Source organism: Herbaspirillum sp. VT-16-41 (assembly GCF_001994935.1).
In the GTDB taxonomy this organism is placed as follows: Bacteria; Pseudomonadota; Gammaproteobacteria; order Burkholderiales; family Burkholderiaceae_D; genus Herbaspirillum; species Herbaspirillum frisingense.
In genome coordinates, this window is sequence record NZ_MUXB01000095.1 from 202,862 (window position 1) to 228,243 (window position 25,382).

Consider the following 25,382-nt stretch of genomic DNA (forward strand, 5'->3'; position numbering starts at 1 on the left):
CCCATGAATGGAGCAAGAAAAATGATGACTCAATCGATGACCCGCCTGCTGCGCCCCGTGCGCATCGGCTCGGCCCTGCTGGCCACCTTGCTGGTGCTGGCCGGCTGCTCGGTGGCGCCCACCTACGAACGTCCCTCGGTGGATACCCCGGCCGCCTTCAAGGAAGCCGCCCCCACCACCCAGACCGGTGAAAACGGCAGCCAATGGAAGGCCGCCCAGCCGGCCGAAGACATCGCCCGTGGCGAATGGTGGAAGATCTTCGGCGACGATCAGTTGAACGCCCTGGAAGACCGTGCGCAGCAAGCCAACCAGGACCTCAAGGCGGCCGCCGCGCGGCTGGGCCAGGCACGCGCACTGACCCGCGATGCACGCTCCGGCTACTTCCCGCAGATCGACGCCGGCCTGGGTGCCACGCGTCAACGGCCCTCGCCTGCCTCGCAAGGCTTGCCGGCCGATGCCAACACCCAGCCCAACACCCTGTACCGGGCGCAACTGGGTGTGTCCTATGAGGTCGACCTGTTCGGCCGCGTCGCCTCCACGGTCGATGCCGCCACCGCCGATGCCCAGCGCAGCGAAGCGCTGTTCCATTCGGTGCTGCTGGCCTTGCAGGCCGACGTCGCGCAACAGTATTTCCAGGTGCGTGAACTGGATGCCGCCGCCGAGCTCTACCGCGGCACCGTCGACCTGCGCCAGGAATCGCTGCGCCTGGTGCAGCGCCGTTTCGATGAGGGCGACATCAGCGAAGTCGACGTGGCCCGCGCCCGTACCGAACTGGCCTCGGCCCAATCGGAAGCGCTGGGCATTGCCCGCCAGCGCGCCACCGCCGAACACGCCCTGGCCATCCTCTTGGGCCGTACCCCGGCCGAGTTCGCGCTGCCGCCGCAACCGCTGAAGCGACTGGCGATCTCGGTCCCGGCCGGTCTGCCCTCGACCTTGCTGGAGCGCCGTCCCGACATCGCTGCCGCCGAACGTGCCATGGCCGCCGCCAATGCCCGCGTGGGCGTGGCCAAGTCGGCCTTCTTCCCGGCCCTGAACCTGACCGGTGGTCTGGGCTACGAGTCGGCCCAACTGGGTGATCTCTTCAACTGGTCCAGCCGCACCTTCCTGCTCGGCCCGCTGGTGGGCACCGCCCTGACCATGCCGATCTTCGATGGCGGCCGTCGCCAGGCCGGCGTCGATCGCGCCCGCGCCAGCTATGAAGAACAGGTCGCCACCTATCGCGGCACGGTCCTGAATGCCTTCCGCGAAGTGGAAGACAACCTGGCCAACCTGCGCATCCTGGACGACCAGAACCGCGCCCAGGACGAAGCGGTCGCCTCGTCCTCGCGTGCGGCCCGGCTCTCCCACACCCAGTATCGCGAAGGCGCGGTCAGCTACTTCAACGTCATCGATGCCGACCGCACCGTGCTGCAACTGCAGCGCGCCTCGGTCACCCTCGATGGCGAGCGCGCCCGCTCCACGGTCAACCTGATCCGCGCCCTCGGCGGCGGCTGGAGCACGCCGCAGCCGGCTGCGACGCAGGTATCTTCACGGCAGTAATGTTCCCGTCCCCGGTCTCCGGGGACGCTCATCCACTTTCATCCAGGAAAAAAATGTCCATCACCCTGCACGAAGTCGGCATCACCCCGCTGATCCGCGCCCTGCACAATCTGTCCTCTCTGCTCGACAAGGCTGAGCAACATGCCGACCAGCACAAGCTGGAACCGCAACAGCTGCTGTCGGCGCGCCTGTACGAAGACATGTATCCGCTGACCGCCCAGGTACAGCGCGCCAGCGACACCGCCAAGGCCACCGCCAGCCGCCTCTCGGGCGTGGCCGCGCCGGCCTTCAGCGATGACGAGACCAGCTTCGACGAACTGCAGGCCCGCATCAACAAGACCATCGTCTTCCTCGAATCCATTCACGCCGATACGGTCAACGGCCAGGAAGACCGTGTCATCACCATGAAACTGCGCGGCGAAGAGCGCAGCATGAGCGCGCGCGAATACCTGCTGCTGTTCGGCCTGCCCAATTTCTTCTTCCACATCACTACTGCCTACGACATCCTGCGTCACCAGGGCGTCAAGCTGGGCAAGATGGATTTCCTGGGTCTGTAATCCCGGCACACCCAGACAAAAACGGCCCGCATCCTGCGATGCGAGCCGCTTTCCAGACCAGTTTCCCGTGGTACTTTGGCCCGCCTCCTTATCGAGGGCGGGCGTTTTTTTTCATGGCTCAGTCCACATGCGGCACGCCCGCCCGCTGCAGCAACTGGCGGCATCGCTGGGACAGTGCCACCACGCGCAAGTCCTTGCCCAGCCGCACATAGCGCTCGGCCAGCGTCTGCACGGCGGCAATGGCCGAATGGTCGGCCAGGCGCAGGTGGCGGCAATCCAGCGTGACCTGTCGCGGGTCGTCCTGGGTCGCGAACAGTTCCAGGAAGCGTGTGGTCGAGGCAAAGAACAGGGTGCCATGCGGCAGGTAGGTACGGCTGCCATCCTCTTCATCGACCACCTCGGCACGCACTTCGCGTGCGTGTTCCCAAGCGAAGTTGAGCGCGGCGATCACGATGCCGCACAACACCGCCACCGCCAGGTCGGTCAAGACGGTAATGACGGTGACGGCGATGATGACCAGCGCATCGTTCCTCGGCACCTTGCCCAGCACCCGCAGCGAGCCCCAGGCAAAGGTCTCCTGCGCCACCACGAACATGACACCGGCCAGTGCCGCCAGCGGGATGCGCTCGATGGCCGGCGACAGGAACAGGATGAACAGCAGGATCATCACCCCCGCCACCACACCCGAGAGTCGCGAGCGGCCGCCGGAGCCGAGGTTGATCATGGTCTGACCGATCATGGCACAGCCGCCCATGCCGCCGAACAGGCCCGAGACCACATTGGCCGCGCCCAGCGCGAGGCATTCCCGGTTGGGCTGGCCACGGCTGGCGGTGATTTCGTCGGTCAGGTTGAAGGTCAGCAGCGTTTCCAGCAGGCCGACGATGGCCATGAGGACCGCATACGGACCAATGATGCGCAGCGTCTCCAGTGTCAACGGCACGCTGGGCAGATGCAGCGGCGGCAAGCCACCGGCGATCTGCGCCATGTCGCCCAGGGTACGCGTGTGCAGGCCACTGACATAGGTCAGCAGACCCACTCCGAGAATGGCTGCCAGTGCAGGCGGAATGGCCTTGGTCACGCGTGGCAGGAGCCACACCACCAGCATGGTCGCCAGCGTAAGGCCGATCATGATCCACAGCGACGTCCCCTGCAGCCACTGCGGCCCGGACGGCGTACTGGTACGGAAATGTTCCAGCTGCGACAGCGCGATCACGATGGCCAGGCCATTGACGAAGCCCAGCATCACCGGATGCGGCACCATGCGCACCAGCTTGCCCAGCCTGAGCGCACCGAAGGCCAGCATGATCAGGCCTGACAACACCACCGTGGCCAGGAAATACTGCGCCCCGTGTTGCACCACCAGCGCCACGATCACCACCGCCATCGAACCGGCGGCCCCCGAGATCATTCCCGGCCGGCCACCGAACAGCGCGGTGATGGTGCAGATGAAGAAGGCGCCATACAGCCCCATGAGCGGATTCAACTGCGCCACCAGGGCGAAGGCGATGCATTCGGGCACCAGGGCGAAGGAAGTGGTGAGGCCGGCCAGCACGTTCTGGCGGAGTTCGCGCAGGCGCGATGACGGAGGGGTAACGGTGGTCATGAAAGAAACATGGAACAGAAAATGGACAGGCGCGCAGGTGCGCCGCAGGAACCGCAATGCGTCAGGGAGGGACGCGCCGACAGTCCCGCGCTAGCCCCACAGGGTCTCGATCTCGGCATCCAGGAAATAACCGGCGCCGCGCTCGGTGCGCAGCAGCGTCGGGTTCTTGGGATCGGCTTCCAGCTTGCGGCGCAGTCGCAGGATCTGGACATCGATGGCACGGTCGTAGACTTCGTCGAAGGCGCGCGTGCTCTCCAGCAGGTGCTCGCGCGAGACGATGCGCCCCGGCGCGCCCAGGAAGGCCACCAGCAGGCTGAATTCGGCATTGGTCAGGCTCACCTGGCGCTGGTCAGGCGCGGTCAGGCGACGGGTGTTCAGGTTCAGGTCCCAGCCGGCGAAGCGGTAGGCACGCGGGTGCTTGCTACGGGTCACCGGCGCCGCGGGGGCGGCTGGCGTGGCGGTGCGGCGCAGTACGGCACGCATGCGGGCCAGCACTTCGCGGGGCGAAAACGGCTTGGTGATGTAATCGTCGGCCCCCAGCTCCAGGCCCATCACCATGTCGGCCTCTTCATTGCGCCCGGTCACGCAGATGATGGACATGCTGCTCTCGGCCCGCCAGCGACGCGCCAGTTCGGCGCCATCGATGTCGGGCAGGCCGAGGTCCAGCAGCACCATGTCATAGACCGATTCCTGCACGGCGCTTTGGGCCTGGGCGCCGGTGGCGGCGCTGTCGACCGAGAGGCCGTGGCCGCTCAGGTAGTCGACCAGCAATTGGCGCATGGCCTGGTCGTCATCGACGACCAGCACCCGGATGGGAGGGGTAGTGCTCATGGAGTTCCTTGTTCGGTATCGGGCAGCGCGGTCATGATAGCGCGTCGCAATGCAGCTCGCTCAAGCGGCTTGATCAGGCCGGCAACGCCCAGCGTCCTTGCCAGGTCCACCACCTGGGCCTGACCGGAGCACAACACCACCGGCAGATCGGCGCGCAGTTCGCGCAGGGCCGCGATGAGGGCATCACCCTGCATCTGCGGCATGTCCAGGTCGGTGATCACCAGATCCACCGCCAGCGGCTCCAGGGCGAATTCCTCCAGCGCCAGCAGCGGGTCGTCGAAGACGATGGGCGCATAGCCCAGCGCATCCAGCCATTGCGCACACAGTGTGCGCTGGCCTGCATCGTCGTCGACCACGAAGATGCATTGGCCCTGCCCGCTGGCGACTTGTTCGTCGTGCAGCTGGTCGGCGTCGGACGTCGGTTCCGGTGTTGCCGCAGGCGACGGTAGATCAGCGGCGGCCGCAGCCGGCAGCAACAGCCGGAAGCGCGTGCCCCCGGCATCACTGGCAACGGCCACGCCGCCTTCGTGTTCGATGGCGATGCCGGCCACGATGGCCAGACCCAGTCCGGTTCCCTTGCCGCCCGGACCGTCGCGCGTGGTGAAGAAGGGTTCGAACAGCCGCGACAGGTGCTGCGGGGCGATGCCGCTGCCGTCATCCACCACCTCCAGCCACACCGCCTGCTGTTGCGGCAAGTCGCCGGCCAGGGGCGCTTCGGCTGGCGCCTCCCCGGCATGCAGGCTGACCACCACCCGGCTGCGCGCAGCCTGGCTGGCATTGCGGATCAGGTTCAGGGCCACGCGCGAGAGCTGCCCGGCATGGCCTTGCACTGCCAGCGGCTGGGCCGGTGGCTGGAACTCGATCACCACGCCCGCCCGGCACAAGGGACGGGCCAGCCGCACCGCCTCGGCCACCGGCTCGCGCAGGTCCAGCAGGCTGCGCTGGCGATCTCCGCGACGTCCCGCCAGCAGGATCTGCTCCGTCAGTTCGCGCCCCCGACGCACTGCCGATACCACCTCCGACAGCGGGCGCTGGGCCGGCGCGGCCGGGTCCAGTTGTTCCTGGGCCAGTTCGGCATAGCCACCCGCAGCGCCCAACACGTTGTTGAAGTCATGGGCGATGCCACCGGCCATCAATCCCAGCGATTCGAAGCGGCGCATCTGTTCCATCCGTGCCGCCAGCGCCTGCCGCTCGCGCATGGCCACGGCGATGAAGAAGGTCAGGATGGCCAGGCCGGCCAGGTCGACCTGCAGGCTCCAGGTGCTGTCCAGCCCTTCCTGGCGATAGGGGCCCATATCGTAGAGCGTGAGCAGGACCGCCATCACCGCGGCCAGGCTGGTCACCAGGGTGGCACTGCGCATGCCGCCGTACAGGGCAGCCCCGGCCAGCACCAGCGACAGCAGCACACGCTGCACTTCGCCCGACCAATCGCAGGCGGCACATGCCAGCAATACCGCCACCACGGCCGCGGCACCGAGCAAGGAGGGCCGATCGCCGCGCAGGCTGCGCCAGTGCAGCTGCGACCAGACCAGCCAGGTCGGCGTCAGTACCAGGATCGCCAGACCATTGCCCACTAGCAACGTGCGCCATTCGGCCCACCAGCCGGCCGGCATCACATCGGCCGCCAGGCTTGCCCCCAGGGCAGCCACCACCGCCACTACCAGCAAGGGCAGGAGCGCCACGAAGCGGCCCAGCTTGTAGAGACCGTCGAACTGCCCGTCGCGACTGACGAAGCGTCGTCCCAGCCAGATGCAGGCAACGATCTGCACCACGTTCAACAGCGCGAAACCGGCGTCGACCTGCACTGGCAGGCTATCCCGGTCGCCCACCACCAGCATGGCCACGAACACCGCCAGCAGATACGGGAACCAGTCGCGCGCCGGCTTGCGCCACAGCAGCGCGATCATCAGCGCGGGGGCCGGGGCGGCAATCGGCGCCAGGGTGGTGCTGTCCTGCAGGTTGGCGGCGGGACTGGCCAGCAGCGTGTAGACCACGCCGCACAGCAGTGCCGACAGCAGACTGCGGAACATGGCGGCCAGCGGACGTTGAGGGATAGATGGGGTCATGGCCAGCCTCAGTTGCGCGAATACAGGACCCGCAGCGCCACCCTGCGCTCTTCCGGCGGCAGCTGGTTGACTGCGCGCAGGTAGGCGATGGAGGCATCACAGGTGGCATCCGGATCGGCCTGGCGACGCAGCGCCGAGGACAGCAGCTTCAACTGTTCCTGCGTCAGCGGCGCCAGCGCCTTGCGGAAGACGCGGGTACGCTCGGCCAGGGTGTAGCGACCGGCATTGGCCGGATTGGCATCGCGCAACAGGCGCTGGGTCATCTGCTGCTCGCGGTTGGCGAATTCCTGCGGCAGCACGGCCTGCGGCGCCTCGCGGCCGGCGGCGGCATCCGCGCGCGAGCGTGGATAGATCAGTTCGGTGCAGGCCGCCGTGCTGATGCCACGCAGGGCGACCGCTTCATCCAGCAGCAGCTGCTGGAACTCGGCCAGGGATTCGTCGGAAGCGATCGGCAGCAGGCGGCGGCTCAACAGGCCGACCTGCTCGCGGCCGACCGCCAGGATGTCGGCGTCCGACGCATGCGCCTGGACCTTGGCCCAGGCCAGGTCGATGGTGTGGGCAAAGTCGGCAGGATGGTAGCGCGCCATGATGTCGAACAGCGCGCCCTTCTTGAACTCGGCTTCCAGGATGTCGCGCGAGCTGGCGATGGTGGCGATCTGCGCGGTCTCGCCCCCTGGCGCCAGCCGTGTCAGGACACCGGCCTGCAGCAACTGGCCCAGTTCCGGATACCAGCTGCGGGCGGCCGGGGTATCGGCAATGTGTTCGATGAAATCGTGCGGCAGACCCAGCTTGCCGTAGGTGTCGAAGGTCAGCTTGCGGTCGAAGCTCTTGTTGATGCGGTCGTCACCACCCACCGTGTAGAGCGTATGAAAACCGATATGCGCACGCGGGTCCATGGCGCGGTCGCGGCCGGCCAGGAAGGCCAGCGTGCAGGAAGAAGAACACTCCTGCTCCACATAGGTGTTGAGCCGGTGGCGACGGATCACCTCGCCCACCAGCTTGCCCTCGCGCACCCAGCCGCCGGCCGAATACAGCACCACGGTCTGCACCGAAGGATGCTTTTGCAGCAGGCGTTCCAGGCCATCGGCCGCGCCATCGTTCATGCCGCCCTGAAGCAGCAGCGACTTGCCGTCCACTCGCAACTGATAGACCACCGGCGGCCCCAGCTGCTTGCCCAGGGCGATCTCGAACTGCTCGCGCAAGGAGGGTGCGGCGCGCCAGGTACTGGTGGCCATGCTGATGGCACCACAGACGATGAGGAACTTGACCACCACCTCGGCCCAGCGGCGTCCGCCCCGCGCCACGTGCTTGCTGGCCGAACGCCAGCAGCCGCAGACGCCCCAGGTCCAGGCCAGGTAGCTGAAGGCGGCGATCCCCAGCACGCCGGCCATGCCATAGCGTGCCGGCATGTCATTGGTCAGGCGCGCCAGGACCGAGATGGCCAGCGCCGGCACCAGCGAGGTCAGCAGGACGGTATGCAGCCAGTAGGAACGGCCGAGCGAATAATCGCCGCGCCAATGACGGCGCAGGAAACTGGCGGGCGGGCTGACGGGAGCGGAAGATCGGGTTACTGCCTGGGACACGTGGTGCTTTTCCTCGATGCGAGCCCGCATGCGGCGGGCTCGTCTTCAATGACGGGTGACTTTATGCAGCCGTGAGCATAACCCAGCTTGACCCGGATGTCGGCTCTCAGCCGCCGTGACCGGGAATGCGCGACAGGTCGACTTCGTCGATCTGGCTGGGATGCATGAACTGCTCGGCATACTTTTCATAGATGCGTTCCCGCACGAAGAGGTCGAACAGGTCCGGGTCGATATGGTCGCGCGCCTTGAAGCCGGCCAGGATTTCCACCGCCTCGTTGAGGGTATTGCCGCGCTTGTAGGGACGGTCAGCGGCGGTGACGGCCTCGAAGATGTCGGCCACCGCCATGATGCGCGCCTGTACCGACATCTGGTCCCGCGTCAGTCCCTTGGGGTAGCCCTTGCCATCCATGCGCTCGTGGTGGCCGCCGGCAAATTCGGTGACCCGCGAGAGCTGCTTGGGCCAGGGCAGCGACTCCAGCATGCGGATGGTGATGACGATGTGGTTGTTGATGATGGCGCGCTCGGCGTCGTTGAGCGTCCCGGCGCGGATGCGCAGGTTGCCGGCCTCTTCGTCATCGAGCAGCTTGCGCAGCTGGCCATCCGGGCCGCGCCAGGTCCGCTCGGCGATATCCAGCACGCGCTGCTGGTCTTCGGCGCGCATGCCTTCGTTGCCATAGTTGATCTTGCGCAGGAAGGCCCGCTCCTCATCCATCTGCATCACGTCGGCCTGCAGGGCGGCTTCCAGCGCAGCCGACTTGTCCGCGCTCAGGTCCGCGCCCAACGCCAGTTTTTCCTGCAGCATGCGGATTTCGGCATCGCGCTTCAGGACCTCGAAACGGGTATCGATCAGGTGGATACGGTCGAAGATGGTCTCCAGCTTGGTGGCCTTCTCGACGATATGGCTGGGCGAGCCGATCTTGCCGCAATCGTGCAACAGTGCCGCCAGCCACAGCTCGCGACGGTCGGCATCGGTCATGCGGAAATCAGCCAGCGGGCCTTCGGTGGCATTGTGGGCCGCCTCGGCCAGCATCATCGCCAGCTGTGGCACCTGCTCGCAATGGCGGCCGGTATGCGGGGATTTTTCGCCGATGCCGATGTTGATCAGCTTGATCAGGCTTTCGAACAGGTTTTCCAGGCGACCGATCAATTGCTGGTTGGTCATCGCCATGGCCGCCTGCGACGCCAGCGCCTCGATGAAGCGCTGGTCGGTCTCGGAGAAGGGGACCGGTTCGCCACTGTCCGCATCGATGGCATTGATGAGCTGCAACACGCCCACCAGTTCGCCCTCGTGGTCCTGCATCGGCACCGTCAGGATGGACTTGGACTGATAGCCATACTTCTCGTCGAACAGACGCATGCCGTTGAAGTTGAAGCCACTGGCCTGGTAGACGTCCGGGATGTTGACCGAATTGCGGGTATTGGCGGAATAGGCCGCCACCGCCGCCAGGTTGGGCTGGCCGTCCGGCAGCGTCAGGGCGATGTCGGGAATCGAGATCGGCTGACCGCTGCTGCCACCCTGGTGCATCTTGAGGGTCTGGTTGACCGAGATGTAGAAGCTCAGCGCGTCGCCATTTTCTGTCGTGCGGTAGAGGGTGCCGCCGTCGGCGCGGGTGATATCGCGCGCGGTCAGCAGGATGCGTTCAAGCAACAGTGGGATATCGCGATTGCTGCCCAGCTCGCGGCACAATTCGGTGAGCCGCTCCAGCCGGTGCGCGATGTCGCGATGCTGGCCGGCACTGGGACTGAGGTCGTGGATATTCATGCTGCCATCTCCCCAGCGCGGCAGTGGTGGCACGGGCCGTGGTGGCAGGCTCGGGCTGCTGGATGGACTGCTGGCGACATGCTGCTCCCTGATGCGTTGGCGTATGGACATGACCCGGTGATTGCCGGCCGGCAAACCCGCGTTTTCTTCAGATGCTTTTCGGGCATCATGGCGATTCTAGAACGACGGCGCACGCCGTCTTGCAGCGAACTTGGGGGGATTTGGGCGCCAATTCTACGCTTGTCACCGCCGCGCCGGCGCCATGCGGTGCGTTTTCCGTCATGCCACCGCAACTGCTGAGCTCAGGGATATCCTGATTGCACTGGAGCGCCGAATCCCTTACCATCACAATCTGTTGCATAACTTGCCACACTTTCCGCAAAGCCAGTCCCGGAGGGGGTTTCCGGACTGCAACGCGCATCCCTGAGGAGCTTCCATGATCTTGCAGGGACCTTAACACCCTGAAAGCGGCAACGACGATGCGTGTAGAAATTCTCGGCTGCAGTGGCGGCATCGGTGGCAACGGCATGCGCACCACCTCCCTGCTCATTGATGACGATATCCTGATCGACGCCGGCACCGGCGTGGGCGACCTGTCGCTGCAGCGACTGGCCGCCATCGACCACGTCTTCATCACCCACGCCCATCTGGATCACATTGCCTGCCTGCCCCTGATGATCGACAGCGTCGGCGACATGCGCAGCACCCCGCTGACCATGCACGCCACGGCGCAGACCCTGGAGATCATCCGCAAACACATCTTCAACTGGCACATCTGGCCCGACTTCAGCGTCATCCCGAATGCCGAGCGACCCTTCCTGCGTTTCGCCACGGTTGAGCAAGGCCAGGCGGTCCGTATCGGCCAGCGCAGCATCACGCCTCTGCCGGCCACGCACACCGTACCGGCAGTGGGTTATCACCTGCACAACGAACATAGCGGCGCCTCGCTTGCCTTCAGCGGCGATACGTCCATCTGCCCGGCGCTGTGGGAAGCCCTCAACCGCATCGACGCCCTGCGCTACCTGATCATCGAAGCCGCCTTCGCCAATCGCGATCGCGAACTGGCGCTGCTCTCCAAACACCTTTGCCCCAGCCTGCTGCTGCAGGAGCTGCAACATCTGCAGAGCACGCCCGAGGTACTGGTCACCCACGCCAAACCCGGCCAACTGCAGGAAATTGCCAGCGAGATTGCCGCCGGCACCGGCATGCACCGCCCGCGCATGCTGGCCACCGGGACCGTGCTCGACTTCTGAAGCCGGCCGGCTTCAACAAAAAGGGCGCCGCACACAAGTGTCGGCGCCCTTTTTTCAGGCTTGCTGCAGCGAATGCATCACTGCACTACACAGGCATCCAGCTTGGCCGCACCAATCTTCTGCGTACCGTTGTTGCCATTGCTGCTGATGGCCGGCGGCATGGTCACCTGCACGCCCTGCGACTGCGGCACGATCACCGGCGGCACGATCCTCGACTGCACGAAACCGAACTGGCCGGCACTGAAGACCTGCGAACCGGCCGGGTTGGTCACCACGATGGCGCCGGTCACCACATCCACGTGCAGACCGTTGTCTGGCGGCTGGCCGCTGGGCGTCGGCACGCCACCGCAATCGTTCTGGCAGTACAGCGCGCCGAAGTGGGTGCCGCGAATGCCGATGGTGGCCGTGGGCGTATCGAAGTTGACGGCTTCATGATTACGCTTGCCGACCAGTCCGGTCACGGCACGCAGGCCACCCTTGACCAGGCCGATGGCCACCGAGTCATTCTTCGGTTCCTTCTCGTCGTAGATGTATTTGTTGACCGCCACTTCGGTCCCCGGGCGCAGGACGATCTCGGCATTGTCCAGGAACTTGACGCGGGTATAGGTCTCGCGCTCGGTGATCAGGGTATCGCCCTGCAGGATGGCCGATTTCACGGCCAGCACCACGCGCGAACCATCGGCATGACGCGCCGTGAGCACGCCCGACAGGTGGGTCACCTGGCCTACCACAGGCTGCGCCTGCGCATGAGCCGGGGCGGCCACGACCAGCAGCCACAGCGCCAGGCTCAACGCCAGCAGTTGCGCGGCCACTTGTTGCCGGACCAGTCCCGGCAGGTTTTGCTTGAAGGAGTTCATAGGCGTGATTTGATCCGGTTCATCAGGTGCACATCGGCAGCGGTTTCTTGGCCTGCTTGCGATCGCCACCCTCATCGCCGAAATTGTCGGCGGTGCCGCCCACGGTCTGGCCGTTGGCATTGTTCTGCTGCAGGACATCGCCGGTATGGTAGGCCGCCGAATCCGACAGCTGCGCATTGTTCAGCGTGGTCTGCAGGTTCTGGCTCTGCTGGTTCTGCTGCTGCTGCACCGCCTGCGCAGTCTGGCTGTTGGCCGAGCTGCTACTGGTGCTGCTACTGCTGGCCGTCACCGGCGTACGGGTACCGTTGGCGTCGGTGATGGTCACCCCTTGCGCATAGCCGATCACCGCGCCGGAATCCACCGACAGCAGCGCCACGCCCGGCGGCGAGGTGGAGATGTTGGCATTGATGGTCATCGAATCACCGGCCGAGAGCGTGATGTTGCCGCCGGTGGAGACCAGCACGCCATTGACGGTCAGCGTGTCGTTGCTGCCCGACGAGGCCCCGGCAGTCAGCGTGATACTGCCGGTGGCGCTCACCCCGCCCGAACCGATGGTCAGCGGGCTATGCGTGACCAGGCTCACGGATCCGTTGGAACTCTTGACCTGGCCGGTGGTGTTGATGCCCAGCAGCGACAGCTTGCTGGCCGCGCTGGTGACCGTGCCATTGGCGCTGGTGGGCAGACTGCCGAGGAAATCGGCACTGCTGCCGATGGCCGTGGTCTGCGCACCGCCCGTATTGTCGATGCTGATATTGCCGCGCGTGGTGTTCACGCCATTGATGCTGACCACGCTGGCGTCGCTGGTATTGAGCGAATTGGTGAGGCTGATGTCACCCGTGCCGTTGTTGTTGGCCGCGAAGCCCGCCACCTGGTTACCCGAATTGCTGAGTTTGATGCCGGTGGTGGCCGCCGCGATCAACTGCCGCGTCACCCGCAGCGAAGTACCGCTGTTCTGGCTGACGTTGCCGCTCTGCGCTTCCAGTACCAGGTTGTTGGCGGTGATATTGCCCACGGCCAGAGCGCCGCTGGCCTGCGACAACGCTGCGTCGGCCAGGGTCAGGTTGCCACCGGTCTGGGTAAAGCCTTCGGCCACCACCAGGCGCGAGCCGGTATTGCCGGTCACGGTGCCGTTGGAGACGGTCAGGTTGGACAGGCGAACATCGCCACCCAGTGTCAGGTTACCGGCGGTCAGATTGACCGTCATGCCGGACTGCGAGGCATTGGCGATGGTCACGCTGCCCTTCAGGAGCGTGGTCTCCCCCTCGATCATGTCAGTACCGCCGATGTTGAGGGTGCCATTGCCGCTGTTGGTGCCATTGAGAATCAGGGCCGTCGTGGCATCGGCAGCCGCCGAACTGCCGACACTGACGTTGGCCGTCCCCTGGATGCTGGCACTGTTGCGGACCGTCAGGTTGCCGCTCTGCTGATACAGCTGGCCACCCTGGGCGATCTGCAGACTGCCGATCACGTCATCCCCGCTGTCATGCCGCAGGCTGGTGTTGGCCGCGATGATCACGGTATCGATCTGGGTCGGAAGATAGGTGTCGCTGGTGCGCTCACCCTGGCTGTCGGCCCAGCTGTAGCGGCTGCCCCAACCACCCTCGCTGTTAGCCGCGTAGAAGGTCTCGGCGCCCCTGAACTGCAGGCTGAGCGAGCCGCCGTCACCGTAGACCGCCTTGATCATCTTCTCGTCGCTACCGACTTTGACCACATCGCCGGTCACGTAGCGGAAATAGCTGTCCCCGACGCCGGATTCGCTGAAACCGAAATCGAAGACATCAAAGCTGGCGTTGCTCGTCGGAACATAGTTGCCGAGCAGTCGTGTCTTGAGGGTACCGTCCAGGTTGACCGAGCTGGTGTTGAGGGTGACGCGGTCATAGCTGCTTGGGCCGGCGATGTCGACCAGCATTCTGCCGGCCGCATTCTGCGTGAAACTGTTGGCATTGATGGTGAGGCTGCCCACCGTGCCATCGCCACCCGGTGCCAGGGTACCGTTGTTGATGACCGAACCATTGGCGGTGAGCGTGCCGTTTCCGGAAATGGTGCCGTTGGCCGCATTGGTGATCTGCTTGACACTGATCGTGGCGCCAGCCATGGTCAGCGTGCCGTTGTTGGTGAAGCTATTATTGCTGCCGCGGATGGCGGTCTGGTTGCCCAGGTTCATCTGACCATTGTTGACCAATCCGTTCGAACCATCCAGGCTCAGGTTCTGGCCCACGCCGCTGATGTTGAGCGTGCCATTGTTGGTCCAGGTGGCATTACCCGATGCGGTCAGGGCGGTACTGGCTGCATTGAGCAGTATCTTGCCGTTGGCATTGTTGACCACATCGCCACTGGAGGTGACCGAAGCGCTGGAATTGACGTTGATGGTGCCGTTGTTGCTGATCCCGCCGCTGCCCACGGACAGGCTGTTGCTGCCACCGGCCAACAGGTTCACGGTGCCATTGTTGTTCACCGAATCGACGTTGAGCTGGCTGCCGCTCATCGTCAATACGCCGGCACTGCCCAGCTGCAGGGCAGCGGCAGTCAACAACCCTCCCGTACCGAGATCGACCGTGCCATTGCTGATGAGCAGATTCCCTTTGCTGGAGCCATCCTTGACGTCCATCGTGCCACCGTTGAGCACGACGCGCGCGTTATTTCCGATGGTCGTCTGGTGACTGGAACTGACCACCGCCACCCTGAAACTGTCCGTCTGCACTTCCTGGTAGCCGCTTTCGAGGTTCAGGTCCAGCTTGCCCGCCGTGCTGGTGATGTTGGCGTTGATGGTGATGTTGTTAGCCGCCTGCAGCGTCAACGTCGCATCGTAATCACTGGTCTTTTCGATGGCGGCGCTGACGGTGATGTTGCCGGCCTGGTCGCCGCCATCCGTGCCTGTCCTCAGGCGCACGCTGGTGCCGTTGTTGAGCTGGTTGCTGATGGTACTGGCACTGATCTGCGAGCCGTCTTCACCGGAATACACGGCATAGGAGGTGCCACAGCTGCCACCACTGCCGGTCAGGGTGCCATTGGCCACCACCTCCAGGTCATATGGATCGATCAGCCAGGTGCCGCCCGAACCGACCGTGGGCACCTTCACCACGTCCAGTTGCTTCAGGCCCGATGTGTCGACGAAACCGCCCTGCCCCGGCGCGCCGGTGGCCGAGACATCGCCATCGATGAAGGCCTTGTTGCTGGCGAACAGCGTGACGTTGCCGCCCTTGGTGCCATCGGCGGTGATACTGGAACTGGCGGTGGTGGTGAGATCCTGCGAGGCGCGCAGGAAGATGCGACCACCTTCGCGCACCACGCTGGAGGCGCTGATGACGCCGCTGTTGGTGATCAGGCCCGCAGCCACGCCGATGCGCCCGGCTTCGGCGGTGATGCTGCCCAGGTTGGTCACGTTACCGGCGCTACCGGTGACGTTGACCGTCACGCCCGGCGTAGCGGTGTCGGCCAGGGTCACGGTCTGGCCGGCGGCCAGGATCACCTCGCCCTGCGGGCTCTTGATGATGCCGCTGTTGGAGACACTGCTGCCGATCAGGTAGACGCTGCCACCGGTGGCCGATTCGATCTTGCCCTGGTTGTCCACCAGACCGGCCGTACCCTCTTTGGCGAAGTTGAGCTTGCCGGCCAGGAAATCACTGTCGCTGATGGCCAGCGAGGTGGCGATGAAACGCGCCGCATCGATGGTACCGCTGGGGCCGATCACCACGCCGTTGGGGTTGTATAACACCACGGTGCCGGTGGCGGACAGCTTGCCGTAGATCTGCGAGATATCCGCGCCCGTCACCTTGGCCAGCAGCGCTGCCGCCGCATTGGGCTGGTTGACGTTGACCGCCGCATCGGCGCCGATGCTGAAGGAGGCGAACTTGGCGATGGCCTGCGGCGAGAGCTGGTTGATGTTGAGCGTGTTGCCGTTCTGGGTGAAGGTGACATTGCCATTGACCACGCTCCAGCCGTTGGGCAAGGTCCCCGGCGCGGGCGCCGCTGCCAGTACCGGTGCCTGCCACGCGCCGCAGACGGCGGCCGCCGCCAGCGAGATGCGCAGCCCCGGCGCGAGCAGACGCTGCCAGGAGCGACGCAGCAGGCGCGACAGCAATTGCGGCAGCGGCTTGCTGGGACGCCAGGACAGCGTCAGCTTGCGCCTGCCCACCCGCACCGTGATCGACGGCGGCAGCAATTCGATGGCCGGCCGGACCGGGCGTTGCGTGGAAGCAGAAGCGGAGGTGGATGTCGAAGTCATGTCAGAACCCCAGGATTGCGCTCAGATGGGCGTTGAGATCGCCGCGTTGTTCGGTCACCGAATTGCCATTGAGCAGCACGCGCGCCACGTCCAGGCGCAGGCTGAAATCACGGCCCAGGGTGTAGCGTACGCCGGCACCGAAGCTGGCCAGCGTCACCGTGGAAGGCAGCGTGGAAGCGGACGTCACGTTGTTATTGGCACCCCGGCCGGCATCGAAGAAGGCCAGCAGGCGCATGTTCCCGCGCACCTCCTGCTTGGCCAGCAGGTCGGGCGTATAGACTTCGCTGTTGAGGACCACGCCACTGTCGGCGGCCACCGCACGTTCGGTAAAGCCGCGCACGGTATTGGCACCCGCCATGCCGAACTGCTCCACTGGCGGCAGGGCGTGCGGTGAAATCTGCAGGGCGCTGGCCAGGCGCACCTGCCAGTCGTTCTCGAAGCCCTTGAACCAGGACGCGCCGCCACGGATGGCGATGAAATTGTCCATCGACCGGCGCGAGCCGGTGAAGAGCGAATAGCGGTCCGTCACATTCAGGCTATCGTTGCGCCGTGCCTGGCCGGTAGCCAGGTTGCGGGCGATGCCCAGGTTGTAGTCGATGATCTGGCCCACGCTCTGGCGCTGCGCGCTGTAGCTGACCGACAGCGGCAGGGTGGAGTAAGGCACGCAGGTGTTGATGTTGGCGCCATTGAGCAGGCCGCCGGCGATGGCGCAGGACGACTCGACCTTCTTGTAGTCCGCCCCGAAGACCAGCTTGCTGCTCCACTCCCCGCTGCGGGCAAAGAAGTGGTTCCAGCGCAGTGCATAGACTTCGCCACGGCCGGTGATGTTGAGGGTGGAATTGAGCGCCAGCGTCTGACCCGAGCTGACGTTGGATTTACCGTAGATGAAATCCAGGCTGTCACCCAGCGCATACAGCGGCACCCGGTAACCCAGCGAATACAGGTCCACCTTGGCGCCCGAGGGCGAGTCCGGCGAGGTGGTGTAGGCCACCGTGGCCACATGATCGCGATTGAACAGGTTGGAGTGCTGCAGGGCCACGCCGGTACGCCAGCGGCCGGTATCGCCGCTGCCGGTGTTATCGACGTTGAGCAACAGGCGCAGCGGGTTCTCATCCTTGACGCCGACGGCGGCATCGATCTGGTTGCTGGTCTCGGAAGCCGTCAGGTTGACGTTGATCTGCTTGCCCGGATTGTCGTTGGCCAGTTGCACCGACTCCGAAATGCGGCGCAGGTTGGGGGCGCTGCCCTCGCGCAGGTCGGGAATGCTGGCGCGGATGTTCTGTTCACTGAAGTAACGGTTGTCGCTCACCACCACCTTGCCGATGACCGCCTCGACCACCTGCAGGCGTACCACGCCGCCGGTCAGTTCCTGTTCCGGCACGCTGACCTGGACGGCGCTGTAACCGGCACTGCGGTAGGCGTTTTCCAGCGCCTCCAGGGCCTGCTGGATATCGCCGTAGACCCGGCCCGGGCCGGTGAAAGGCGCCACGACGGCATCGATGCGGGACTGCGACAAGAGGCTGTTGCCTTGCACGTCATAGCGGCGGATATCGAAGCGCTCATCCCTGGGCGCCGACATGGCCACACCCGGCGCGGGCGTGGCCGTTTGCGCCATGGCACCCGCGGCTGCGCCCAGCAGCGCCATCCCCATTACATAATGCGGCAAGCATCGTTTCATCGTCTCAACAGCCATGCCTGCGGCAAGGCTCTCCCTGTTTTCTTGTTTGCGATGTGCGTCGCCCGCGCGACGCACCCCTGCCCCCTCCCGCCATGTCCTTATACCACCGATCACCCCGATCAATGGTGCAGGCGCGCAGGCACGCGCTCGTGGACGACACGACGATGCCCCGTCCACGGCGATGACGCCCCACAGCGAAATACGAATACGAGAAGGAACCCCTGAAGCAGAATCATCCGGACACCGATGTTCCCCTTCTTGCGGGAGGGATGGATCGCTGCCGGATACGCTGCCGCCTTTCCAGGCGGCACCGCTTATTGATGCTTGTAAAGTATACTGACTAGTCCTGACCGAGTCGACAATAATCGTCGTTTAACCGCCTCCAGTGGGCGTTTGCGCCACTTTTAGCCGAAACAAATTTCCACACGGAAATGAATTTCCCCGGCCAGATGTAAAGAATTTCAAGCCGCCTCAGGGGGTGAGAGCAACTGTCCATTGCACCGTCAAATCGGGTTCGCACCCCACCCGACAACGACCGCCAGGATGCGATGGTCGACCCGGATGTCGTCGTCCTTCAGGCGCGTCTATTTGGTCTCGAAGGTGGTCACGCCATCCCAGTCTGCTGCCGGTGGCGTGACACGATAGTGGGCGATGCGCTCCAGGTAGAGCGTGTACAGACCACGCGGCTGCTCCTGCTGCAGGGCCAGCAAGGCGGCCTCGGCCTCGTCCCAGCGTTGGGCGCGCACCAGCGCCAGTGCCGCATGCCAGCGTTCGACCTCGGCGCGCAAGACGGCGTCGAGTTCGTTTTCGAGTGCCAGCGGTTCATAGATCGGTACCGGCTCGTTCTTGCCCTTGACCCGCACCCGGTCCAGCTCGCGATAGGCGAACTGCGGCGCCGCCTGGCGCGTGGCCTGGCCCACCAGCACGCCCACGCCATAGACCTTGGTGATCGATTCCAGCCGCGAGGACAGGTTTACCGCGTCCCCCATGACCGTATACGCCTTGCGGATCTTCGAGCCCATGTCGCCCACGCGCATCTGCCCGCTGTTGAGACCGATACCGATCTTCAGCGGCGGCCAGTTGCGACGGATGAATTCCTCGTTGAGCAGCAGCGTGGTCTGCTGCATCTTCAGTGCCGTGGCGACCGCCCGGGCGGCATGGTCGGGCAGTTCCAGCGGCGCGCCCCAGAAGGCCATGACGGCGTCGCCGATGTACTTGTCCAGGGTGCCGCGATTGCCGCGGATGTCTTCCGACATCGCCGTGAGATAGACGTTGATGTATTCGCGCAGCTCATTGGGCTGCAGGCTCTCGGAGATGGTGGTGAAACCGCGCACGTCGGAAAACATCACGGTCAGCTCGCGGATCTCGCCCTCCATGTTGTAGCTTTCCGGATTGGCGGCCATTTCGGCCACCAGCTCCGGCGCCACATATTCACCGAACAGGTTGACGATGGCCTTGCGGTTGCGATACTCGAACAGGTAGCCCCAGGCCAGGTTGGAGATAAACAGCATGGCCACCAGCAGCAGCGCGGTGGCCAGTGGCAACACCATGCCGGCACTGTCGTAGAGCCAGAAGTTGAGCCCGCCCAGGGCAGCCGCTGCCCCCACGGTGAGCAGCATCGATGCCAGCGGACCCAGCATCGGCAACAGCAGGCCCATCAGCAAGCCCACCAGCAGCACTTGCAGGGCATCGTAACCCTGCGCGAAATCGGGCCGGGCCTTGAAATCATCATCGATGATGGAGGCGATCAGGTTGGCATGGATTTCCACCCCCGGGTAGACCGGGTTGACCGGGGTGGCCCGCAGGTCGTTCAAGCCCGGCACGGTGGTGCCGACCAGCATGATGCGGCCATCCAGCTGGTCATGCGGATAGGTGCCACGGATCACGTCCACCGCCGGCACGTAGCGGAAGGCGCCGCCCTTGGGACCGCCCGCACCGCGATAGGTGACCAGCGTGGTCAGGTGCCGCTCCACGGGGATGAACAGGGGCTGCGGCCTGGCTTCCACGGCAATGCCGGCCAGCGCGCCATAGTCGCGCAACTGCCCCTCGAACAGCACATCCTGGCGCTGCAGGAAGACCGGCTTGATGCGCCTGCCACCCAGCGCCACGCGCGAGGTCGCCAGTGCCAGCGATTCGTAGAAATGATCACCCACCTGCGCAATGAGCGGCACGGCGCGGATCAGGCCGTCGTCGTCCGGGATGGGATTGAAGAAGCCGCCCGCCCGGGCCGCTGCCTGCAGCTGCGGCAGGTTGGCGCCATAGGCCTGCCAGTGGGTCACATCCAGTGCACGACCGCCCAGGTCGGCCACGCTGAAGGCCGGCGGTGGCAACTGCCCCTTGGCGATGGCACCCGACTCATTGGAGAGGTTGTAGCCCATCACCACCGGTTGTCCCTGCAGGGCCTCGGCCAGGCGAGCGTCGTAGTCCATCTGCGGCTTGAGCACCTGCAACTGCCGCGCCAGCTGCGGCACATCCTTCAGCGGTCCCTGCGCCAGCTGTTCCAGGCGACCATAACCGGAACTGGTATCGGGTTCGGCGAACACCACGTCAAAGCCCACCGATTGCGCCTGGTAGGTCTGCGTCATCTGCCGCACCAGTTGCGCCACCACGTCCCGGCTCCAGGGCCAGCGGCCGATCTCGGCGATGCTTTTCTCGTCGATGTCGATGATGACGATGCGCGGGTCCAGATCGGGCTTGGCCACCCGCATGCGCAAGTCATAGAAGAACAGGTCCAGTCGCTCCACCAGGCGGTTGGGCAGCATGCCCATGACCTGCGCACCCGCCACGCCGGTCAGTACCAGCGCCAGCAACCAGCGCGCCCAGTATTTGCCAAAGGCGGTACGCAAACGACGCAGCATGGACTTTCCCCCGGATTCCCTTTTTGATTGGCTGCGATCATGCCAGTAGTTGGTCGCCGCCACAATCGGCGCTCTGTGGCCATATTGCCTGGCGGCATCATCAGCTATCGGCCGGGCATGGATGAGCCCCATTGGCACGGCGCGATGAACCGATGGCGAAAATGGGTTCTAATCCACTCTTTCCACCCCTCTTGCTGGAGCCACAGATGAAGCCCATCCCGCTGATCACGCTGCGCAATGGCGCGCAGGTCCCCGTTCTCGGACAAGGTACCTGCAACATGGGCGAATCCCGCGCCGCTGCCGCCACCGAGGTACGCGCCCTGCAGGCCGGCATCGACTTGGGCCTGACCCTGATCGATACGGCCGAGATGTACGCCGACGGCAATGCCGAGCGCATCGTGGCGCAGGCCATCGCCGGCCGGCGCGAACAGGTCTATCTGGTCAGCAAGGTCTTGCCGCACAACGCCAGCAAGCGCGGCACCATCGCCGCCTGCGAAGCCAGCCTCAAGCGCCTGGGCACCGGGCATATCGATCTCTACCTGCTGCACTGGCGCGGCTCCCATCCACTGGCCGCCACCATCGAAGGCATGCAGGCCCTGGTGGCGCAAGGCAAGATCGGTGGCTGGGGGGTGAGCAACCTGGATACCGACGACATCGGGGAATTGCTGGAGGAACCGGAGGGCGAGCACACCCTGTGCAACCAGGTGCTCTACAACCTGTCCCGTCGCGGCATCGAATACGACCTGCTGCCGCAGGCGCAGGAAAGCGGGATGGCCGTCATGGCCTATTCGCCCATCGAACAGGGCCGCATCCTGAAGAACCCGGCCTTGCACGCCGTAGCGCAACGTCACGGCGCGACACCGGCACAGGTGGCGCTGGCCTGGGTAGTGCGACAACCGGGCGTGATCGCCATTCCCAAGGCGGCCGACGTCGCCCACGTCGAGGCCAACCGCGCCTGCCTGGCGTTGGCCCTGGACGAGACCGACCTCAAGGAACTGGACGCCGCTTTCCCCCCGCCCCGCCGCAAGGTACCGCTGGCGATGCTGTAAGCCGCTTGCAGGCGATGCTCAGGCTGCCGTCTCCAGCGCCTGCAAGGACTTCAGCAGATGACGCACCGCCGCCGGGATCGGTGCGATCACCGGCACCGTGAATCGCCGTGCCAGGGCAATGGCCGCCTGGCCCAGCGGGCCGCCACCGATCACCACCGCCTGCGCGCCATCGATCTCCACGCATTCGCGCACGGCCTGGGCCAGGGCCTCTTCCAGTGCCTGCGGATCAGTCGCCAGCACACGCGGATCGCCCGCCGTCAGACGGATACCGGTATAGAGTCCGCCTACCCCGGCCTGCACCGCCTTCTCGCCGATCACCCCGGCCAGTTCGGGCGTAACGGTGGCGATGCCGAAACGGCGACCGCCCTGGGCGGCCTCCAGCATCGAAGCTTCGCACAGGCCTGCCACCGGGCGTCCATCCAGCGCGCGCAGGCGTTCGATACCCGGATCACCGAAGGCGCTGATGATCGCGCCCACGCTATGCCGACCGGCCTCGCGCCAGTTGCGTTCCACCTCGGGCGCAGCCGCCGCCAGCTCGTCGGCATTGACGATCATCCCCGGCCCCTGCCCGGCACTGACGCCACTGATGCCATAGGCGGCCGGCAGCTCGGCGCGGGCGATGGCCACCATCATGTCGGTGGTGGCACGGGAAGCGTTGGGGTTGATCAGCAGGATATGCGGCATGCCAGTCTCGACAGAAAATGCATCAGCTACGCGCCGCCACCGCCTGCACCGGCGCTTCGGGGGCGTCGTCCTGCAGCGGCGCATCGGGCGACTTGCCATAGGTTTCGGGAACGGTGCGCACGGCCAGCGTGAAGATGCCATACATGGCCGCGATCATGCCGAACACGCCGGCCAGGCCAAAGGCGTCGAACAGGCGTCCGGCCACCAGCGGCATGAAGGCGCCGGCAGCGGTGCCGGTGGCCAGGATGAAGGCGGTGCCGAAGGCGCGCACCCGGGTGGGATAGAGTTCCGGCGCAAAGATCCAGATGGTGGTGTTGAGCAACAGCACGAAGAACTGGAATACCGCACCGGCCGCCAGGATCAGCACGATGTTCTTGGCCAGGAAACCGATGGTCAAAGCCGCCAGGCAGGCGCCGATGGCACCTGCCGTCAGCACGCGCTTGCGCGGCAGGTGGAAGCCGAAGGCCGAGGCGGCAATTGCACCCAGCAGGCTGCCGCTCTGCATCACCATGGTAAACAACAGGCTCTTGGACATGGTGTAACCCAGGCTTACCAGGATGGTCGGCATGAGCGTCAACACCGAGATCTGCGCGCCATAGGTCATCCAGATGGCAATGCACAGTGGCAGCGTGCGGCGGGCCAGCGCCCCCTGGAAGATTTCCATCGAGCGTACCTTGACCGGTGCCGCCTGCTCGCGCTTGCCATCATCGCTGATCCAGGCCTGGCCCTGCGGCGCCGGGCCGGACAGCTTGCCGCTGGCCAGGCGCGCCAGCACCTGATTGGCCTCGGCGATCTTGTGGCGCGACAGCAGGAAACGCGGGGTCTCCGGGATGTAGCGACGGTAGAAGGCACCCAGCAGGGCCGGCAGCATCAGGCAGAAGAACAGCCAGCGCCAGCTGTTCTCGCCCGGGAACAGGGTGAACACCAGCAAGCCGAAGGCCGGCGCCAGGAAGTTGCCCATGCCGCCGGCACCGACGTTGACCAGGCCCACCGCCGTACCACGGAACTTGCTGGAGCAGAACTCGGCCAGCATGGTGACCGCAATGGCGATCTCCCCGCCCAGGCCAAAGCCGACGATGGCGCGACCGATGGCCATGACGGTGAGGTCCGGTGCCAGCGCACAGATGCCCGCACCCAGCGTGAACAGCAGCAGATCCAGGCTCAGCATGACACGACGGCCATAGCGGTCCGCCACCAGCCCGGAGACGATGCGACCGATGGCCGCGCTGGCGAAGGTAACGGTATTGAGCAGGCCGATATCGGTGGCGGACAGCCCCCACTGCTGCTTGAGCAGGGGACCGACCAGGCCGATGGCGTTCTGTTCGAAACTGTCGAACAGGCAACCAATCAGGATCAGGAAGATGATGGTGTGGTGCGAACGGGTCACGCCGATCTTGTCCAGCGCGCCGTCCAGCTCGGCTACGCGCGGCGAATTCGGGATGTCCGGCGACGAAAGTGTGGGTCCAGCCATGGTCTGCTCCTCGTGCGTAGGGATGGCAAATGAATGCTGCTCGGTCTGCGGTCGAATCAAGGCTGTGGAACCACGGCTACTGCATGTCACCGTTCGGATACTGTAGTCCAGCATGCCCGCAAATGGAAGTTTGATTTCAATAAATAGTATTTTATGAAATTCAAATTTCACTCACGCCAGGCTATTAGCAATCTGCATGCCAGCAATGCTTAATGTATGAAATCCAGCTTTCAGGAACATCGGCGTAGCCGGCAAAGCCGCCAGGAGTGGGGATGTCGGAAGAGAGACGAAGCCAGGCTGCCCGTTGGCGGCGCCCTTTCAGGGGTGACATCGGGTGCGCCCCGCCGGGGCAGCGACAGGCGGCGCGACAGTCACCGCGCACCGTACCAGTGCGCCACCTGCATGAAAACAGGGAGTCAAACCGGTAGATTCCCTGAAATCACTATTTCAAACCGGCAAGCCGGGGATTACTCGAAATCCCCCAGCTCCTCATGCTCCTGCTCCACCGCCGCCAGTCGCTTGCGCCCGGCGGCGCCGCTGGCATCGATGACCAGGGTGGCCAACAGGTCGCACAAGGCCATCACGCCGACATGGTTGTCCAGCGGACCGGGACCGCGACACTGGGCCTGCAGGGACCAGTGGGCCTGGGTGCAATCCGGAGAGGCATGGTCGCTGATGTAGAGGATATGGGCTCCGGCACGCACGGCCGCCTGCAGGAGGCGGTCCATCTGGCTGGTCTGGCGACGGGTACCGAAGACGATGACGCAATCGCGCTCGGACAGGCCGGCGGTGTATTCGGCCAGGGTCTCGCCGGGACCGGGGATGACCATCACCCGCGGCAGCACCTGGATGATCTGCCAGCGCAGGTACAGCGCAAAGGCCTGGCTGCTGCGGCTGCCGAAGATCAGCACCTGCGGGGCGCCGACGATGGCGCGGGCGATCTCGGCCATGGTAGCGTCGGACAGGCGCTCGAAGGTGGCTGCCAGATTGGCCTGCGACTGCTGGAAGTGCGCCGCCACCGAGCGCACCTGGCGTGCCGCACCGGCACTGCTGCCGTGGAACAGGGGCGAGCCGACTTCCTGCTCCTCGCGCACGTGACGGCGGGCTTCTTCGTAGCTGTCATAGCCGATGCGACGGATGAACCGGCTCACCGTGGAGGGCGACACGCCGGCCAGTTGCGCCAGCTCGTTGCCGGCGTAGCTGGCCAGTTCGCCCGGGAATTCCAGCAGGAAGTCCGCCAGCAGGCGCTCGGTGCTCGACAACTCGTCCAGCTTGCTGCGCACCCGGCGCACGAAGGATTCGGAAGAAGGTCTCATGGTGGCGCGGGCCGGGCCCGCTGCGGTGCTATCAGGATCGCCGCATTGTA

General features: G+C 65.2%; 16 protein-coding genes. 4 read left to right on the top strand and 12 right to left on the bottom strand.

Translation table 11 applies throughout. The annotated features are described in order from the left end of the window. Positions 1 to 21: 21 nt before the first annotated feature. Both BTM36_RS07890 and BTM36_RS07895 read left to right on the top strand, forming a co-directional pair. A complete protein-coding gene (locus tag BTM36_RS07890) occupies positions 22 to 1,539 on the top strand; it encodes an efflux transporter outer membrane subunit (RefSeq protein ID WP_039875792.1) in 1,518 nt (505 codons plus the stop codon). 53 nt (positions 1,540 to 1,592) lie between these two features. Continuing rightward, positions 1,593 to 2,096, top strand: coding sequence for a DUF1993 family protein (locus BTM36_RS07895; RefSeq protein WP_077235819.1), 504 nt, complete (start codon positions 1,593 to 1,595; stop codon positions 2,094 to 2,096). Between the two features lie 118 nt (positions 2,097 to 2,214). Here the strand turns inward: BTM36_RS07895 and BTM36_RS07900 are convergent, their stop codons facing one another. The 5 genes from BTM36_RS07900 to BTM36_RS07920 form a co-directional block, all read right to left on the bottom strand. Further along, entirely contained in the window at positions 2,215 to 3,699 is a 1,485-nt protein-coding gene (locus BTM36_RS07900; protein WP_077235820.1) for a SulP family inorganic anion transporter, read from the bottom strand. 90 nt (positions 3,700 to 3,789) lie between these two features. Further along, on the bottom strand, positions 3,790 to 4,530 hold the full coding sequence (locus tag BTM36_RS07905) for a response regulator transcription factor (protein WP_006464062.1): 741 nt from the start codon (positions 4,528 to 4,530) through the stop codon (positions 3,790 to 3,792). Continuing rightward, positions 4,527 to 6,596 (bottom strand): ATP-binding protein, encoded by a 2,070-nt coding sequence (locus BTM36_RS07910; RefSeq protein WP_077235821.1) that lies wholly within the window; start codon positions 6,594 to 6,596, stop codon positions 4,527 to 4,529. Before BTM36_RS07910 ends, BTM36_RS07905 begins: the two co-directional genes overlap by 4 nt. 8 nt (positions 6,597 to 6,604) lie before the next feature. Further along, complete coding sequence (locus BTM36_RS07915; RefSeq protein ID WP_077235822.1) at positions 6,605 to 8,209, bottom strand: hypothetical protein; 1,605 nt, start codon at positions 8,207 to 8,209, stop codon at positions 6,605 to 6,607. 76 nt (positions 8,210 to 8,285) lie between these two features. Further along, the gene (locus BTM36_RS07920; protein WP_077235823.1) at positions 8,286 to 9,941 is read right to left on the bottom strand and encodes an HD family phosphohydrolase; all 1,656 of its coding nucleotides are present in this window, start codon (positions 9,939 to 9,941) and stop codon (positions 8,286 to 8,288) included. A gap of 479 nt (positions 9,942 to 10,420) precedes the next feature. Here BTM36_RS07920 and BTM36_RS07925 point away from each other — a divergent pair, with 479 nt between their 5' ends. Then, the gene (locus BTM36_RS07925; RefSeq protein ID WP_077235824.1) at positions 10,421 to 11,194 is read left to right on the top strand and encodes a 3',5'-cyclic-nucleotide phosphodiesterase; all 774 of its coding nucleotides are present in this window, start codon (positions 10,421 to 10,423) and stop codon (positions 11,192 to 11,194) included. Between the two features lie 77 nt (positions 11,195 to 11,271). Here BTM36_RS07925 and BTM36_RS07930 read toward each other — a convergent pair whose 3' ends face one another. The 4 genes from BTM36_RS07930 to BTM36_RS07945 form a co-directional block, all read right to left on the bottom strand. After that, positions 11,272 to 12,051, bottom strand: coding sequence for a FecR domain-containing protein (locus BTM36_RS07930; protein ID WP_006464067.1), 780 nt, complete (start codon positions 12,049 to 12,051; stop codon positions 11,272 to 11,274). Between the two features lie 22 nt (positions 12,052 to 12,073). Next, the gene (locus BTM36_RS07935) at positions 12,074 to 16,276 is read right to left on the bottom strand and encodes a filamentous hemagglutinin N-terminal domain-containing protein (protein WP_077235825.1); all 4,203 of its coding nucleotides are present in this window, start codon (positions 16,274 to 16,276) and stop codon (positions 12,074 to 12,076) included. Position 16,277: 1 nt separating this feature from the next. Further along, entirely contained in the window at positions 16,278 to 17,969 is a 1,692-nt protein-coding gene (locus BTM36_RS07940; RefSeq protein ID WP_051110922.1) for a ShlB/FhaC/HecB family hemolysin secretion/activation protein, read from the bottom strand. A 569-nt stretch (positions 17,970 to 18,538) separates the two neighbouring features. Further along, positions 18,539 to 20,812 (bottom strand): CHASE2 domain-containing protein, encoded by a 2,274-nt coding sequence (locus BTM36_RS07945; RefSeq protein ID WP_077235826.1) that lies wholly within the window; start codon positions 20,810 to 20,812, stop codon positions 18,539 to 18,541. A gap of 206 nt (positions 20,813 to 21,018) precedes the next feature. Between BTM36_RS07945 and BTM36_RS07950 the strand changes: the two genes are divergently transcribed. Beyond that, a complete protein-coding gene (locus BTM36_RS07950) occupies positions 21,019 to 21,861 on the top strand; it encodes an aldo/keto reductase (RefSeq protein WP_077235827.1) in 843 nt (280 codons plus the stop codon). 18 nt (positions 21,862 to 21,879) lie between these two features. On the opposite strand, the gene BTM36_RS07955 is transcribed toward BTM36_RS07950, so the two are convergent. The 3 genes from BTM36_RS07955 to BTM36_RS07965 all read right to left on the bottom strand — a co-directional run bounded on the left by BTM36_RS07955 (position 21,880) and on the right by BTM36_RS07965 (position 25,332). Beyond that, positions 21,880 to 22,545 carry an aspartate/glutamate racemase family protein gene (locus BTM36_RS07955; RefSeq protein WP_077235828.1) on the bottom strand — a complete coding sequence of 222 codons (666 nt, stop codon included), beginning with the start codon at positions 22,543 to 22,545 and terminating at the stop codon, positions 21,880 to 21,882. Between the two features lie 22 nt (positions 22,546 to 22,567). Beyond that, entirely contained in the window at positions 22,568 to 24,016 is a 1,449-nt protein-coding gene (locus BTM36_RS07960; protein ID WP_077235829.1) for an MFS transporter, read from the bottom strand. A gap of 467 nt (positions 24,017 to 24,483) precedes the next feature. After that, positions 24,484 to 25,332 (bottom strand): MurR/RpiR family transcriptional regulator, encoded by an 849-nt coding sequence (locus BTM36_RS07965; protein WP_077235830.1) that lies wholly within the window; start codon positions 25,330 to 25,332, stop codon positions 24,484 to 24,486. Positions 25,333 to 25,382: the final 50 nt, after the last annotated feature.